We start from the raw sequence: 14,567 nt of genomic DNA, 5'->3' as shown, positions 1-14,567 counted from the left end.
CGATTTGATGTCCGCACCGCAGCACACGCCATTGATGCAGCAGTTCTTCGCCGCCAAGGCCGATCACCCCGATGTGCTGCTGTTCTTCCGCATGGGCGATTTCTACGAACTGTTCTACGACGATGCCCGTAAAGCAGCGCGGTTGCTCGACATCACTCTGACCCAGCGCGGCAATTCCGCGGGCGCGCCGATCCCGATGGCGGGTGTGCCGCATCACGCATCGGAAGGCTATCTGGCGCGGCTGGTGGCGCTGGGCGAGTCGGTCGCGATCTGCGAACAGATCGGCGACCCCGCCGCGAGCAAGGGCCTGGTGGAACGCAAGGTGGTGCGCATCGTCACCCCGGGCACGGTGACCGACGAGGCACTGCTGCAGGAGCGGCGCGACACCCTGCTGATGGCGGTCGCGCGCAACCGCGCCGGCCAGTACGGACTGGCGTGGGCGGATCTTGCCGGGGGCCGCTTCCTGGTCTGCGAATGCGCGAACGCCGACACGCTGGAAGCGGAAATCGCCCGGCTCGATCCGGCCGAGCTGCTGGTGCCCGATGAGGACGGCTGGCCCGGCTTCCTGTCCGAGCGCACCGGCGCGCGTCGCCGACCGCCGTGGCTGTTCGATAGCGACTCCGGACGTCGCCAGTTGCTGCAGTTCTTCGGCCTGCACGACCTCACCGGTTTCGGCATCGACGACCGCCCGCTGGCGATCGCCGCCGCCGGCGCCCTGCTCGGCTACGTCGAGGAAACCCAGAAGCAGCGCCTGCCACATCTGACTTCGATCGCGGTCGAAAGCGGCGATGGCGCGATCGCGATGAACGCCGCGACCCGCCGTCATCTCGAACTCGACACCCGCGTCGACGGCGACACCCGCCACACGCTGCTCGGGGTGCTCGATTCCACCGTCACGCCGATGGGCGGACGGCTGCTGCGCCGCTGGCTGCACCGGCCGCTGCGCGACCGCAACGTGCTCGGCCAACGCCTGCATGCGGTCGATACCCTGATCGGGCATGGCGCCGACGCCGACCTGCGCGAGCGCTTCCGTGCGCTGGGCGACCTGGAGCGCGTGCTGACCCGCATCGCGCTGCGCTCGGCGCGGCCGCGCGATCTGTCGACGCTGCGCGACGGCCTGGCGTTGCTGCCGGACGTGCGCACCGTGCTTGCCGGGCTCGACTCGCCCCGCCTGCGCACGCTGCACGATGCGCTCGGCGAACACGCGGCCGAAGCGCACCTGCTGGCCTCGGCGCTGGTGGAACAGCCACCGGTGCTCGCGCGCGACGGCGGCGTGTTCGCCGACGGCCACGACGCCGAACTCGCCGAGCTGCGCCGGCTGAGCACCCACGCCGACCAGTTTCTCGTCGACCTGGAAACCCGCGAGCGCGAGGCCAGTGGCATCGCCACGCTGAAGGTCGGCTACAACCGCGTGCACGGCTACTACATCGAGATCTCCAAGGCGCATTCGGCGAAGGCCCCGGCGCACTACACCCGCCGGCAGACGCTGACCAACGCCGAGCGCTACATCACCGAAGAGCTGAAGCAGTTCGAGGACAAGGTGCTCTCGGCGCGCGAGCGTGCGCTGGCGCGCGAGCGGCTGCTCTACGAACAGCTGCTCGATGCCCTGGGCGAACGCCTGGAGGCGCTCAAGCAGTGCGCGGGCGCGCTGAGCGAGCTCGACGTGCTGGCGTGTTTCGCCGAACGCGGACAGGCGCTGGACTGGTCGCGCCCGCAGCTCGACGACGCGCCGGGCATCCGCATCGAACGCGGCCGCCACCCGGTGGTCGAGGCCGTGCGCCGCGAGCCGTTCGAGCCCAACGATCTGGTGCTCGGTGACGGCGACGCCTTCGACGCGCGCCGCATGCTGGTCATCACCGGCCCGAACATGGGCGGCAAGAGCACCTACATGCGCCAGAACGCGCTGATCGTGCTGCTGGCGCACATCGGCAGCTTCGTGCCGGCCGCGCGTGCGGTGATCGGGCCGATCGACCGCATCCTCACCCGCATCGGCGCCGGCGACGATCTGGCCAAAGGCCAGTCGACCTTCATGGTCGAAATGGCCGAAACCAGCTACATCCTGCATCACGCGACCGACCAGTCGCTGGTGCTGATGGACGAGATCGGCCGCGGCACCTCGACCTACGACGGCCTGGCGCTGGCCGATGCCTGCGCGCGGCATCTGGCCTCGGCGAACCGCAGCTACACGCTGTTCGCGACGCACTACTTCGAACTCACCGCGCTCGCCCAGCCGGGCAGCGGCATCGCCAACGTGCATCTGGACGCCGTCGAGCATCGCGACCGTAGCGGCGGCGAGACGCTGGTGTTCATGCACGCGGTCAAGGCGGGCCCGGCCGATCGCAGCTTCGGCCTGCAGGTCGCGGCGCTGGCCGGGCTGCCGAAAGCGGTGGTCCGCGATGCGCGCGCGCGCCTGGCCGAACTCGAGCAGCGCCGTCACGACGGGCCCGGGGCGGCGCCGATCTCGGCCGAATCGCTCGACGCGCCGCAGCAGATCGGATTGTTCGCCCCGGCCTCGGCCGCGCTCGACGCACTCTCGGGGCTGGATCCGGACGAGCTGACCCCGAAGCAGGCGCTCGAAGCCCTGTACCGGCTGCGCGCGCTGCTCTGACCGGCAGTGCGCTGCGTCGATAGCAACTGGCTATCGCATAGGCGCGAACAATCGATTTCACGCACGGTCGCGACTGCGCCTACTCTGGGGTTCGTCACGGGCGGGCATCGGCCTGACCGGGCGGCTCTCGCCGAGCGATCCGGCCGACGGTGCCTGACGGCGCCACGGTCCGGTCCCTGTACGGCAGGCCTGCCCGCCACGGTGTACCCCGCCCGGTGCCGCTGCCACGTCCGCGCCCGGCCCCGACCGGCGCGCCGCCATCAACCGGGAGAACCACGCCATGTCGACCGAAGCCAAGTGCCCCTTCCATGCCACCGCCGGTGGCGGTACCTCCAACCGTGACTGGTGGCCCCATCAGCTGAGGCTCGACCTGCTGAACCAGCACTCCAATCGCTCGAACCCGATGGGCGAGCAGTTCGACTACGCCGCCGAATTCGCCAAGCTCGACTACGCGGGCCTCAAGCGCGATCTCGCCGCGCTGATGACCGATTCCCAGGACTGGTGGCCGGCCGATTTCGGCCACTACGGCGGTCTGTTCGTGCGCATGGCCTGGCACAGCGCCGGCACCTACCGCATCGGTGACGGACGCGGCGGCGGCGGTCGCGGCCAGCAGCGCTTCGCCCCGCTCAACAGCTGGCCCGACAACGTCAGCCTCGACAAGGCGCGCCGCCTGCTGTGGCCGATCAAGCAGAAGTACGGCCGCGCGATCTCCTGGGCGGATCTGATGATCCTCACCGGCAACGTCGCGCTGGAGACGATGGGCTTCAAGACCTTCGGCTTCGCCGGCGGCCGCGAGGACACCTGGGAGCCGGACCTCGACGTCTACTGGGGCCGCGAGACCACATGGCTCGGCGGCGACGTGCGCTATGCGCACGGTTCGGACGGCGTCGAGAAGCCGGGCGACCACGGCGTGCTGGTCTCGGACGACGATGCCGACGGCGACACCCACACGCGCCGGCTGGAGAACCCGCTGGCCGCGGTGCAGATGGGCCTGATCTACGTGAACCCCGAAGGCCCGGACGGCAATCCCGATCCGCTGCTCGCCGCCCGCGACATCCGCGACACCTTCGCGCGCATGGCGATGGGCGACGAGGAGACCGTCGCGCTGATCGCCGGCGGCCACAGCTTCGGCAAGACCCACGGCGCCGGCCCGGCGGACAACGTCGGCGCCGAACCCGAGGCCGACGAACTCGAAGCCCAGGGCTTCGGCTGGCACAACCGCTTCGGCACCGGAAAGGGCGGCGACACCATTACCAGCGGTCTCGAAGTCACGTGGACGAAGACGCCCGCGCAGTGGAGCAACGACTACTTCGAGCATCTGTTCGGCTTCGAATGGGAACTGTCGAAGAGCCCGGCCGGCGCGCACCAGTGGGTGGCCAAGGGCGCCGAGGCGACGATCCCGCACGCCCACGATCCGTCGAAGAAGCTCGTGCCCACGATGCTCACGACCGACCTGTCGCTGCGCGTGGACCCGGCGTACGAAGCGATCTCGCGTCGCTTCCTCGAAAACCCGGACCAGTTCGCCGACGCGTTCGCGCGTGCATGGTTCAAGCTCACCCATCGCGACATGGGCCCGCGTGCGCGCTATCTCGGCCCGGACGTGCCGGACGAGGTGCTGATCTGGCAGGACCCGGTGCCCGCGGTCGAGCACGCCTTGATCGACGAGGCCGATGCCGCATCGCTGAAGCAGGCGATCCTCGCCAGCGGCCTGACGGTCTCCGAACTCGTGTCCACCGCGTGGGCCTCGGCGTCGACCTTCCGCGGCGGCGACAAGCGCGGCGGCGCGAACGGTGCGCGCATCCGGCTCGCGCCGCAGAAGGACTGGGCGGTCAACAACCCGCCACAGCTGGCGAAGGTGCTGGCCGCGCTGGAACAGGTGCAGGCCGATTTCAACGGCAAGTCCGCGGGCGGAAAGCAGGTCTCGCTGGCCGATCTGATCGTGCTCGGTGGCGCGGCGGCGGTCGAGAAGGCCGCGCAGGACGCCGGCGTATCGGTGACCGTGCCGGTCTCGCCGGGCCGCGGCGACGCCTCGCAGGACCAGACGGATGTCGAGTCCTTCGCCGCGCTCGAGCCCTGGGCCGACGGCTTCCGCAACTACGCCAAGGGTGACTCCGCGGTACCGCTCGAACATCTGCTGGTCGACCGCGCACAGCTGCTGACGCTGACCGCGCCGGAGATGACCGCGCTCGTCGGTGGTCTGCGCGTGCTCGGTGCGAACCACGACGGCGCGCGGCACGGCGCGTTTACCGATCGGCCCGGCGTGTTGAGCAACGACTTCTTCGTGAACCTGCTCGACATGGGCATTGCCTGGACGCCGACCTCGGACGCGCGCGTTGCATTCGAGGGACGCGACCGTCGCAGCGGCGCAGCGAAATGGACGGGCACGCGCGTCGATCTGGTGTTCGGCTCGAACTCGGTGCTGCGTGCCCTGGCCGAGGTGTACGCGGGCAGCGATGCGAAGGAGAAGTTCGTGCACGACTTCGTCGCCGCGTGGACGAAGGTCATGGACCTGGACCGCTACGACCTGCGCTGAGCGCTGCACGACGTCGCCGACGCGGCGATGGTTCACCGGACGCCGATGCCGAGCATCGGCGTTCGTGTTTCCGGCCGCCGCGTAGCCCCGTAGCCGCGCAGCAGACGGATCCAGCGCGGGACTGCACCGTTAGAGCCATCGCACGTCGCGCTCGACACGTGCACCGGCGCGCGGTGCCGATCAGCCGCGTGGTGTCTGGGTTCGCTCATGTGATGCGCGCCACCATGCCCACGTGGCCTACCGCGCGCCCGGAGAGGCCTTTGGCGTCCACACGCGTGATGGCGTCGCGCAGCCGCTCTACACTCGATGCCTCGCTCCGTCACGGACCCGACGCCTCGATGCCCATCGATTTCCGCAGGCGCCGCCTGCTCCAGGCCGGCACGCTGACCGTACTGGCGAGCGCCCTGCCCGCTTTCGCACGCACGCCTGCGCTCGATGCGACGAGCACCGCTGAAGCGGCAACGGCCGGCCTCGATCTGCGCGGTCGCACCATCGTCGTCACTGGATGCAACTCCGGCATCGGCCAGGAAACCATGCGCGTGCTCGCGCTGCGCGGCGCGCACGTGATCGGCACCGCGCGTTCGCAGGCGAGTGGCGAAGCCGCCTGCGCCGCGGTCGAAGGACGTGCGACGCCCGTGGTGCTGGATCTCGCCGACTTCGATTCGGTCGGCGCGGCGAGCGATACGATCCGCACGCTCGACGTGCCGATCGACGCACTGGTCTGCAATGCCCGCGTAGTGCTCGACGATCTCGAACAGGTGCGTGGCATCGAGAAGACCTTCGTCGTCAACCATCTCGGCCATTACCTGCTGGTGCGGCGTCTGCTCGATCGCGTGGTCGCCGCGCCGCAGGGCCGTTTCGTCGTGCTGGGCAGCGGCGACGAGCGCAATGCACCTCCGGGCGGCATCCAGTTCGACGACCTCTCCGGCGCGCGCTGGGACGCGCGCTACGCGCATTCCAAGCTCGCGAATGGCCTGTTCTCACTGGAACTGTCGCGGCGTCTGGCCGGCACCCGGGCGACGTCCAACTGCGTATCGCCCGGCCACACACGCAGCAACATCCTGCGCAATGTCGGCAACCGCTACCGCGATGACGCGCGCAGCGTGCAACAGGGCGCGGCGACGCCGTGCTGGCTGGCGGCCTCGCCTGCAGCATCCGGCATCACCGGCGCGTTCTACCGCGATTTCGCGCCGGCACCGCAGAGCGACATGCAGCGCGACACGGCGATGGCCGCGCGACTGTGGACCGTCTCCGAAACCCTCGTCGGCGACTGGCTGCCGGGCTGACGATGTCGCTCGACCGGGCTACGGTCTGCCGCCGATCCTGATCCCGGACGCGGCCTCCCGGCATTCCCTGGGCAGCGATTCAGCGCTCGGCGCGGGCGAACCAGGCAACTGCGCCTCGCTCAATTGCCGCGAGGCGTCGGCGCACCACGCCGGATAGCGCGATCCGGCGTCCGCCCGCATCTCGTCCTGGCCGGCACATCCCGAAAGCCCGATCACGCCTGCCCATTCGATGGTCTGCCGAAGCCACATCGTGCACCTGCCAGTCCTCGGGTCGTGGCGCCAGCATGCGCAACGCAACGGCCCCGACTTGAACAGGCGCGACTCAGAGCGCGTCGATGTCACCGAGCGCGCGGATCAGTTTCCGCGCGCGCTTGTCGGGCTTGTGCTCCGGCGCCTGGTAGCCGGCCCGCGCGGCGCGCGCCTCGGCCAGTCGCGCCATGCGCGCTTCACGCGAGGCGTCGGTTTCGCTGTACAGCGTCTGCGCGACGCTCGCCGGGCCACGCGTGTCAGACAGTCCGGCGACCGCGACCTCGAACACTTCCTCGCCGCGCGCCACGCGCAATGCATCGCCGATGCGGACCCCGCGCGCGGGCTTCGCGCGCTGACCACCGACATCGACCTTGCCGGTCTCGATCGCCTGTTTGGCCAGCGCGCGCGTCTTGAAAAAACGCGCCGCCCAGAGCCAGAGGTCGAGGCGGACACTGTCGGCGGCGTTGGGAACCTGGGTTTCGCTCATGCGCGGGATATCGGTGCGCCGGCCGGCAAATCAAGCAGTGCGCGGAATCCGCCCTGCAGGTTCTCGAGCACCAGCGTGCCGTCATAGGACACCGCGATCCCATCGACGATCGACAGCCCCAGCCCATGCCCCGGCATCCGGCTGTCGAGGCGCACGCCGCGCTGCAGCGCCTGCGCCATCGCATCGGCCTGCATGCCGGGGCCGTCGTCGTCGACTGCGATCCGCACGCGCCCGTCGACGACGCTCGCGTGAATGCGCACCTGCGCGCGCGCCCACTTCACCGCGTTGTCGACGAGATTGCCGAGCATCTCTTCCAGATCCTCGCGCGCACCGGCGAACACCAGATCCGGCGCGACCTCGCAGTGCAGCGTCACGCGATCGCCGGCGGTCTGCGCGAACAACCCGCACAGCGCCCCGGCCACCGGGGCGATCGGCGTGCGCTGACGCGCATCCACCGCGAAGCCGCCCGCGAGTCTGCGCTCCACCTCACCGCGCATGCGCTGCACCTGGGTGGACACGACATCGGCGATGTCGTCCCCTGGACGCTGCGCTTCTGCCGACAGCACGGCGAGCGGCGTCTTCAGTGCATGGGCGAGATCCTCGGCGGCATGACGCGCGCGGGCGACGCGGCGTGCATGTTCGTCGAGCAGATCGTCGATCTGCTCCGCCAGCGGCGCCGCCTCGGCCGGCCAGCGCTCGGCACCGAAACGCACGTCGTCGCCGTTGCGCACCCGCTGCAGGATGCCGCGCATGCGCCGCAGCGGGCGCAGGCCCCATTCGATCTGCCAGGCCAGCAGCGCCAGCAGCGCGGCCGCCGCGCCGGCGAAGGCCAGCATCGCCGCCTGGCGGAAGCCGCGCGTCTCGGCGACGACATCGCCGCGGTCGCCGGCCACGTGTACCGGAATGGGTTCGGCTACACCCGGCAGGCGCAGGAGCTGGACGCGCATGCGCAACTGCTGGCCACGCGGCCCCTCGACGATCGACCAGGCGGCCGTACGGCCGGCCACCTCAGGCGTCGCGAGTTCGTCATCCCACAAGGAACGCGAGCGGACGGCGTCCGGACCCTCGCCGATGCCCCAGTACCAGCCGGAAAACACGCGCGCCCAGCGCTCGTCGGCCGGTGGACGACGCAGCTGCCAGCCGCCATCCGCGCGTGCTTCGAGCAGGCCCGCGAGGGTCGCGAAATCGTCGTCGAGGCGGCGATCGAGCGCACGCTGCCCGGAGCGTTCGAACATCGCACCGAGCAGACCACCGGCGATCACCGCGGAAACCAGCACGCCCAGCGCGCCGGCCAGCCACAACCGCCAGCGCAGCGACAGCGCGCGGCGCGTGCTCATGGCGTCTCCGACAACCGGAAGCCCTGCCCGCGCACGGTGTGGATCAGCGCGACGCCCAGCTTGCGGCGGATGCGCCCGATCAACACGTCGAGCGCATTGGAATCGGGATCGAACCCGTTGTCGTAGACGTGCTCACCGAGTTCTCCGCGGCTGACCACACGACCGGCGTGATGGATCAGATACGCGAGGATGCGGTGCTCCTGCGCAGTCAGTGCCAGCGGATCGCCATCGAGCGCAAAGCGGCCCGCATTCGCATCGAACTCAAGCGGCCCGCAACGCAGACGCGGCGACGCGTGACCTGCGCTGCGGCGGATCAGGGCCTGCAGCCGCAGCACCAGCTCCTCGATCTGGAACGGCTTGGTGAGGTAGTCGTCCGCGCCGGCGTTGAAACCGGCCAGTTTGTCGTGCCAGCGGCTGCGCGCGGTGAGCACCAGCACCGGCAAGTTCAGGCCGGCTTCGCGCCAGCGGTGCAGCACCGAGACGCCATCGAGATTCGGCAGGCCGAGGTCGAGCACGACGGCATCATAGGCCTCGGTCTGGCCGCGGAACTCGGCGTCCGCGCCGTCGTCCGCACGATCGACCGCGAAGCCAGCGGCGCCGAGCGCAGCGGCGACGCGCGCCGCAAGCTCGGCGTCGTCTTCGGCCAGCAGGATGCGCATCAGTCGTCGATCTCGACCTTGAGCAGGCGCCCGGAGCGCGCATCGTACGTCAGCTCGACCACGCGGCCGTCCCGCATCAGGATCTCGATTTCGTACTCGTCGTCGTCCTGGTCGAGTTCCACCTCGATCACGCGACCGGGATAGCGGCGTTCGGCATCCGCGAGCAGGCGTTCGAGCCGCACGAACTCGCCGCTGCGCACACCGTCGCGGGCGTAGTCGGCGGTGCCCTGCGGATCCTGCGCATCGGCGTGAAGGGGCACGGCGAGTGGCGCGGCGACCAGGGCAGCGGCGAGTGCGATGGGAGCAATGAGCGTACGCATGGCGCAAGTGTGGCGACGCGGATTAACAGAACCGTGAACGGCTCGATCAGAACCGCGTTAAGCGCGATGGGGAGACTGGCGTCAACCGGTTGCAGACCGGTGCTCCCCATCCATACCGAGGACTCGCCATGACCCGTACCGCCATTGCCAGCCTGATCACCGCCGCCGCGTTCGCCGTCGCTGCACCGCTCGCGTTCGCCCAAGACCGCGACGACCGCCGCGGCGACGACGATCGCGTGCACGCCGCGGCCGCCGCCAAGGCCGACCCGCGCTTCCGCGCCAACAGTGCCTCGCTCGACAGCATCCTGGCCGATGCGCAGCGTCGTCATCCGGGCCGCGTCATCGACGTGTCCTACGACGATGGCGAGTACGACATCGACATCCGCCAGAACGATGGCCGCATCGTCGAACTGGAATACTCGGCGCGCACCGGCCGCCTGCTCGAGGTCGATTACGACTGACGTCCCGTTCGTCCCGACGCTGTGGCCAGCCGAGAGGGCGCCGGATGCGAATCCGGCGCCTTTTTGCGTGTGTCCGATCGAACCCGGGTGTACCTGCGCTCGGCATCCGTAACCCGTGGGTGTATCCGCAGATGCGCGCAGAACGCACCGCCATCGCGCGCCCACAAACGCAAACGGCCGCCTTTCGGCGGCCGTCGTGCGACTTCACACGTTGCGCTTACTCGGCGGCAGACGCCGACTTCGCCGCAGCCGCCGCTTCGGTCTTCGCAGCCGCGTCGGCCGCGCGATCGGCGCGCGCCTTCTCGTTCTTGGCCTTCGCACCGGCGGACAGATCTTCCTTGATGCGCGCCTTCTTGCCTTCCAGGCCGCGCAGGTAGTACAGCTTGCCGGCGCGGACCTTGCCGCGGCGCTTGACTTCGACCGACTCGATCGTCGCGCTGTGGCTCTGGAACACGCGCTCGACGCCGAAGCCGTGCGAGATCTTGCGCACGGTGAATGCGGAGTTCAGACCGGCGTTCTTCTTGCCGATGACCACACCCTCGTAGGCCTGGACGCGCTCGCGGTTGCCTTCCTTGACCTTGACGTTGACGACGACGGTGTCGCCGGGGCCGAAGTCGGGAAGCTCGCGCGTGGTCTGGGCGCTTTCGAAGTCCTGCAGCAGGGTGTTCAGGGAGGGCTTGGTGGTCATGGTCTTTGCCTGTTGGTGTCGTTGTAGGCGTGGTGCACGTGGACGCACGCTCTGGCTCGGCGAGCTCTTCGGCTCGGGTGAAACGGGTTAGCCGCGCATTATAGACGGAGTGGATCGACGAATGCCAGCACCCAGCCGGATGGGGTCAGTGGCCCGGCTCACCGGGTGCATCACCGCCCGCAGCGTCCCGCCAGGCCGCGAGCAGCCGGCGATCCGCCTTGCCGAGCGCAGACTCGTCGATCAGATCCGGGCGACGGTCGAGGGTGCGCACCAGCGACTGCTGACGCCGCCACTTCGCGATTTCGGCGTGGTTCCCCGACAGCAGCACGTCGGGCACCTGCCCCAGCGCGTGCGAAACGGGCCGGGTGTAATGCGGGCAATCGAGCAGGCCGTCGCCTTCGAAGCTGTCCTGCACCGCCGAGTCCGCATCGCCGAGTGCACCGTCCTGCAGCCGCGCGACGGCATCGAGCACCACAGCCGCCGCCAGCTCGCCACCTGAAAGCACGTAGTCGCCGATCGACAGTTCCTCGTCGACCTCGGCCTGCAGCAGGCGCTCGTCGACACCCTCGTAGCGGCCGCACAGCAGGATCAGCCGCGGCAGCGCCGCGAGCTCGCGCACCTTGGCCTGGGTCAGGCGCTGGCCCTGGGGGCTCATGTAGATCACGCGCGCGGGCGCCGGATCGGCCGCACGCGCGGCCGCGAGCGCCGCGCGAAGCGGTTCGATCAACATCACCATGCCCGGGCCGCCACCGAACGGGCGGTCGTCGACCCGGCGGTAGTTGCCTTCGGCGTAATCGCGCGGATTCCAGGCCTGCAGCGTCACCAGACCGCGCTCGCGCGCCCGGCCGACAACCCCCACGTCCGCCGCCTGGTCGATGAAGTCGGGAAACAGGCTGACGACGTCGAGGCGAATCGGGCCGGGATTCGGGATTCGGGATTCGGGATTCGGCAACGCGTCCGACGTCATGACTGCTTCTCCAAATCCCGAATCCCGAATCCCCACTTCCGGGCTTCTCAGAACTCCGGATCCCAGTCCACCGTCACCAGCGACGCATCGAAATCGATCGACACGATGTAGTCCGGCAGCACGAAGGGAATCATGCGCTCGCGGTCGCCCTGCGCGACCAGCACGTCGTTGGCGCCGGTCGAAAACAGGTGCGAAACGACACCGAAGTCGACGCCTTCGACGTTGCGCACGCGCAGGCCTTCGAGATCGACCCAGTAATACTCGCCGGGCTCGGGCGGCGGCAGTGCCTCACGCGGCACGAAGACGTCGAGCCCACGCGTCGCTTCGGCGCCATCGCGATCCTCGACACCCGGCAGCGTCGCGACGACGCCCTTGGGCGTCTCGCGACCCTTCGCGCCTTCGCATTCGCGCTCGATGCCGCGCGCGTCGCGCAGCACCCACGGCTGGTAACGGAAGATCGCGCTGCGCGGCTCGGTGAAGGATTCGAGTTTCACTTCGCCACGCACACCGAACGCGCCATGGACCTTCCCCACCTGGATCATCCGGCGGGGAGGTTGGCGCGTCGGGTCGTTCATGTCGACAACGGCCGCGCCCGGAGGCGCGGCCCGTCAATCAGGCAGCGGCGGTCGCGGCGGCGACCTTGCCGGCGTCCTTGTACAGCGCGCGGACCTTGTCGGTCATCTGCGCACCCTTGGACACCCAATGGTCGACGCGTGCGGTGTCGAGCACGACGCGCTGCTCGCCGCCGGTGGCGACCGGGTTGTAGTAACCCACGCGCTCGATGTTGCGGCCGTCGCGCGCGCTGCGCGAGTCGGTCACGATGATGTGGTAGAACGGACGCTTCTTGGCGCCACCGCGCGTCAGACGAATCTTGACCATTTGCTTTGCTTCCTGTGTTGCCCAGTCGCCAGAGTGGCGAGGTAAGCCGGCGATTATAGCGGAAACCCCCGCCCGCTCGGCAAGCCGGGCCGCTCAGGCGCCCAGCGGGTCCCAGGGTACGGCCGCCAGAATGGCCTGCAACGCCTCCGGAATGACCGGATCTCCTGCGAATGCCCGCCCGTCGATCGACGCCAGCGGCCACAGACCGCTGCTGTTGCAGGCGAATGCCGAGTGGAACGCCAGGCAGTCGGAACGCCGCACCAGTGCGACGCGCTGGAGCATGCCAGCGGCCTGGAGCCCGTCGCGCAACAGGGTTTCGGTGACACCCCGTAGCGCATCGCCATCCGGCCAGACGATGCCGCCATCGGCATCGACAAACCCGATGTTCCACAACGCGCCTTCGGTCACGAGCCCCGCGTCATCGACCAGCAGCGCGTCGTCGAAACCCGCTGCACGCGCGGCGCGGCGGGCCTGCAGCAGCGGCAACGTGGCGAGGTGCTTGAGATGCGCCAATGGGCGCTGGTGTCGACAGGTCTGCAGACGCTGCGGCGCCGTGGGCGCGGTGCGCGGCGGCGACAGCGCGACCAGCAGCACCACCTCGGCGGCCTCGCCCCGCTCCACCGCGGCAAAATCCACCGGGCCGACCGAGACCCGCAACGTGGCGTCGTCGATCCCGGCGATCCGTAGCGCCGATGCGAGCTCGCTTCGAATACGCGCAGCGGACAGGACGCTGCCGAAGAGTTCCGTGTTGGCCGACTGCAGACGGGCCAGATGATGCCCGACGCCCTGTACCGCGCCGCTCCGCACCTGCATCGTCGACAGATGGCCGTAGTTGACCTGCAACGCGGCCAACGCGGCGACGTCGGCCGGCCTGCCGTCGACCCAGAGACTGGTGCTCGATGCGATCCGGCTCACAGCAGCGCGTCGGCCGTGTGCCACCAGTCGGCGACGAGTTCCGCAGCAGGACGCGCCTGTGCGAAGGCGGCGGACTGGCCGGCCCAGGCCTGCAACGCATCGACCCGGCCGTCGCGCGCTGCGGCCGCGCGCATCGGCGCAGTCAATGCGCGCTGCACGGGATAGGGCTGGGGCGGCGGTGCAGCTTCGGAAGCTGCCGCGCGGACGTAGCGGGTCGCCAGCGCGCGGCCGAGTCGGCCGCTGAAGGCGCGCGTCGGCCAGGTCTGCTCGGGTTCCGCGGAAGCCAGCGCCTCGGCCCAGGCCGGCGCGATGCCGGCCTCCGGCGAGCGCAGGAATGCAGTGCCGATCTGCACCGCGCTGGCGCCCAGCGTCAGCGCTGCGGCGATGCCGCGCCCGTCGGCGATGCCGCCCGCGGCAATCACCGGCACGCGCAGCGCGTCCGCCAGTCGCGGGACCAGCGAGAACAAGCCGACCAGTTGCGTGTCGGCTTTTGCTGCATCGAAGGCACCGCGATGCCCACCCGCTTCGAAACCCTGCGCGACGACCGCGTCGGCACCAGCGGCCTCAGCCGCGAGCGCTTCGTCGAGGGTCGTCGCGCATGCGAACCAGGCAATGCCCGCAGACTTGAGCCGGGCGACGAACGGCGCCGGGAACACGCCCATGATCGACGATGCCACTGCCGGTTTGGCGGCGAGCAGTGCCTCGCACTGCGCATGGAAATCGGCAGGCGTCGCGTCGCCGGCATCTGCAGGTACCGCCGGGCCCCACTGCGCGAGAAACGCGCGCGTCGCCGCTTCGGCGGCGGCATCGCGCACCGGCGCGGGATCCGGCACCCACAGATTGACCTGGGCAGGTCCGCCGCCTGCGGCGCGCAGATCGTCCATCCACGCGCCGATGTCATCGGGCTGCGACAGCACCGCGCCCATCGCACCCATGCCACCGGCGTCGGTCACCGCACGCGACAGCGCGACCGGGCATGCGCCCGCCATCGGCGACAGCAGCACCGGCCGCTTCAGCCCGAAGCGCGAACAGAGTTCGTCGCTGCGCTGGCGGGCTGCGGACCTCATGCGAGACATCCCTGTTCAAAGCCCGTTGCGAGCGCAGGCAGATGGCGCGTGGCGGAGGTCCGGAAACGCAGCGTGCACGCGGCAGGTGAGCAACTCGAGCACCGCATGCGC

14 protein-coding genes are annotated in these 14,567 nt (G+C 69.9%); 4 read left to right on the top strand and 10 right to left on the bottom strand.

The features are described 5' to 3' along the window. The first annotated feature begins 7 nt into the window (after nt 1-7). The 3 genes from mutS to ACF3M1_RS06430 all read left to right on the top strand — a co-directional run bounded on the left by mutS (nt 8) and on the right by ACF3M1_RS06430 (nt 6,427). Nucleotides 8-2,608 carry a DNA mismatch repair protein MutS gene (mutS, locus tag ACF3M1_RS06440; protein WP_394004760.1) on the top strand — a complete coding sequence of 867 codons (2,601 nt, stop codon included), beginning with the start codon at nt 8-10 and terminating at the stop codon, nt 2,606-2,608. A 280-nt stretch (nt 2,609-2,888) separates the two neighbouring features. Further along, nucleotides 2,889-5,141, top strand: a complete 2,253-nt coding sequence (gene katG / locus ACF3M1_RS06435) for a catalase/peroxidase HPI (protein WP_394004759.1) — start codon at nt 2,889-2,891, stop codon at nt 5,139-5,141. A gap of 338 nt (nt 5,142-5,479) precedes the next feature. Beyond that, nucleotides 5,480-6,427: an SDR family NAD(P)-dependent oxidoreductase gene (locus tag ACF3M1_RS06430; RefSeq protein ID WP_394004758.1), complete on the top strand. Its 948-nt coding sequence runs from the start codon at nt 5,480-5,482 to the stop codon at nt 6,425-6,427. A 322-nt stretch (nt 6,428-6,749) separates the two neighbouring features. Here the strand turns inward: ACF3M1_RS06430 and ACF3M1_RS06425 are convergent, their stop codons facing one another. From ACF3M1_RS06425 to ACF3M1_RS06410, 4 genes are read right to left on the bottom strand one after another with little or no spacing between them, the layout of a single operon-like run. Then, entirely contained in the window at nt 6,750-7,163 is a 414-nt protein-coding gene (locus tag ACF3M1_RS06425; RefSeq protein WP_394004757.1) for an RNA-binding S4 domain-containing protein, read from the bottom strand. Further along, nucleotides 7,160-8,500, bottom strand: coding sequence for an ATP-binding protein (locus ACF3M1_RS06420; RefSeq protein WP_394004756.1), 1,341 nt, complete (start codon nt 8,498-8,500; stop codon nt 7,160-7,162). The genes ACF3M1_RS06425 and ACF3M1_RS06420 overlap by 4 nt, the downstream gene beginning before the upstream one ends. Next, nucleotides 8,497-9,159: a response regulator transcription factor gene (locus tag ACF3M1_RS06415; RefSeq protein WP_394004755.1), complete on the bottom strand. Its 663-nt coding sequence runs from the start codon at nt 9,157-9,159 to the stop codon at nt 8,497-8,499. Before ACF3M1_RS06415 ends, ACF3M1_RS06420 begins: the two co-directional genes overlap by 4 nt. Next, nucleotides 9,159-9,479 (bottom strand): PepSY domain-containing protein, encoded by a 321-nt coding sequence (locus ACF3M1_RS06410; protein ID WP_394004754.1) that lies wholly within the window; start codon nt 9,477-9,479, stop codon nt 9,159-9,161. The genes ACF3M1_RS06415 and ACF3M1_RS06410 overlap by 1 nt, the downstream gene beginning before the upstream one ends. A 128-nt stretch (nt 9,480-9,607) precedes the next feature. Between ACF3M1_RS06410 and ACF3M1_RS06405 the strand changes: the two genes are divergently transcribed. Further along, on the top strand, nt 9,608-9,940 hold the full coding sequence (locus ACF3M1_RS06405; RefSeq protein WP_394004753.1) for a PepSY domain-containing protein: 333 nt from the start codon (nt 9,608-9,610) through the stop codon (nt 9,938-9,940). A gap of 217 nt (nt 9,941-10,157) precedes the next feature. Here ACF3M1_RS06405 and rplS read toward each other — a convergent pair whose 3' ends face one another. The 6 genes from rplS to ACF3M1_RS06375 all read right to left on the bottom strand — a co-directional run bounded on the left by rplS (nt 10,158) and on the right by ACF3M1_RS06375 (nt 14,456). Further along, on the bottom strand, nt 10,158-10,628 hold the full coding sequence (rplS, locus tag ACF3M1_RS06400; protein ID WP_394004752.1) for a 50S ribosomal protein L19: 471 nt from the start codon (nt 10,626-10,628) through the stop codon (nt 10,158-10,160). Between the two features lie 145 nt (nt 10,629-10,773). Next, the gene (trmD, locus tag ACF3M1_RS06395; protein ID WP_394005202.1) at nt 10,774-11,541 is read right to left on the bottom strand and encodes a tRNA (guanosine(37)-N1)-methyltransferase TrmD; all 768 of its coding nucleotides are present in this window, start codon (nt 11,539-11,541) and stop codon (nt 10,774-10,776) included. A 101-nt stretch (nt 11,542-11,642) separates the two neighbouring features. Further along, on the bottom strand, nt 11,643-12,170 hold the full coding sequence (gene rimM / locus ACF3M1_RS06390) for a ribosome maturation factor RimM (RefSeq protein ID WP_394004751.1): 528 nt from the start codon (nt 12,168-12,170) through the stop codon (nt 11,643-11,645). A 37-nt stretch (nt 12,171-12,207) separates the two neighbouring features. Beyond that, nucleotides 12,208-12,474: a 30S ribosomal protein S16 gene (gene rpsP / locus ACF3M1_RS06385; RefSeq protein WP_394004750.1), complete on the bottom strand. Its 267-nt coding sequence runs from the start codon at nt 12,472-12,474 to the stop codon at nt 12,208-12,210. A gap of 93 nt (nt 12,475-12,567) precedes the next feature. Beyond that, nucleotides 12,568-13,389 carry an aminotransferase class IV gene (locus ACF3M1_RS06380; protein ID WP_394004749.1) on the bottom strand — a complete coding sequence of 274 codons (822 nt, stop codon included), beginning with the start codon at nt 13,387-13,389 and terminating at the stop codon, nt 12,568-12,570. Beyond that, a complete protein-coding gene (locus tag ACF3M1_RS06375) occupies nt 13,386-14,456 on the bottom strand; it encodes an NAD(P)H-dependent flavin oxidoreductase (RefSeq protein WP_394004748.1) in 1,071 nt (356 codons plus the stop codon). The genes ACF3M1_RS06380 and ACF3M1_RS06375 overlap by 4 nt, the downstream gene beginning before the upstream one ends. Between the last annotated feature and the right edge of the window lie 111 nt (nt 14,457-14,567).

The organism is Luteimonas sp. WGS1318 (assembly GCF_043187535.1).
Lineage (GTDB): Bacteria > Pseudomonadota > Gammaproteobacteria > Xanthomonadales > Xanthomonadaceae > Luteimonas.
The sequence above is the reverse complement of the archived record's forward strand: the minus strand, read 5'-3'. Positions and strand labels throughout refer to the sequence as shown.

What these genes read in the sequence shown, in the direction of transcription:
- ACF3M1_RS06405 (WP_394004753.1), top strand. Translation starts at nt 9,608, where the DNA reads ATGACCCGTACCGCCATTGCCAGCCTGATCACCGCCGCCGCGTTCGCC.
- ACF3M1_RS06410 (WP_394004754.1), bottom strand. Translation starts at nt 9,479, where the DNA reads ATGCGTACGCTCATTGCTCCCATCGCACTCGCCGCTGCCCTGGTCGCC.
- katG (WP_394004759.1), top strand. Translation starts at nt 2,889, where the DNA reads ATGTCGACCGAAGCCAAGTGCCCCTTCCATGCCACCGCCGGTGGCGGT.
- ACF3M1_RS06425 (WP_394004757.1), bottom strand. Translation starts at nt 7,163, where the DNA reads ATGAGCGAAACCCAGGTTCCCAACGCCGCCGACAGTGTCCGCCTCGAC.
- ACF3M1_RS06415 (WP_394004755.1), bottom strand. Translation starts at nt 9,159, where the DNA reads ATGCGCATCCTGCTGGCCGAAGACGACGCCGAGCTTGCGGCGCGCGTC.
- rplS (WP_394004752.1), bottom strand. Translation starts at nt 10,628, where the DNA reads ATGACCACCAAGCCCTCCCTGAACACCCTGCTGCAGGACTTCGAAAGC.
- ACF3M1_RS06420 (WP_394004756.1), bottom strand. Translation starts at nt 8,500, where the DNA reads ATGAGCACGCGCCGCGCGCTGTCGCTGCGCTGGCGGTTGTGGCTGGCC.
- rimM (WP_394004751.1), bottom strand. Translation starts at nt 12,170, where the DNA reads ATGAACGACCCGACGCGCCAACCTCCCCGCCGGATGATCCAGGTGGGG.
- mutS (WP_394004760.1), top strand. Translation starts at nt 8, where the DNA reads ATGTCCGCACCGCAGCACACGCCATTGATGCAGCAGTTCTTCGCCGCC.
- rpsP (WP_394004750.1), bottom strand. Translation starts at nt 12,474, where the DNA reads ATGGTCAAGATTCGTCTGACGCGCGGTGGCGCCAAGAAGCGTCCGTTC.
- ACF3M1_RS06375 (WP_394004748.1), bottom strand. Translation starts at nt 14,456, where the DNA reads ATGAGGTCCGCAGCCCGCCAGCGCAGCGACGAACTCTGTTCGCGCTTC.
- ACF3M1_RS06430 (WP_394004758.1), top strand. Translation starts at nt 5,480, where the DNA reads ATGCCCATCGATTTCCGCAGGCGCCGCCTGCTCCAGGCCGGCACGCTG.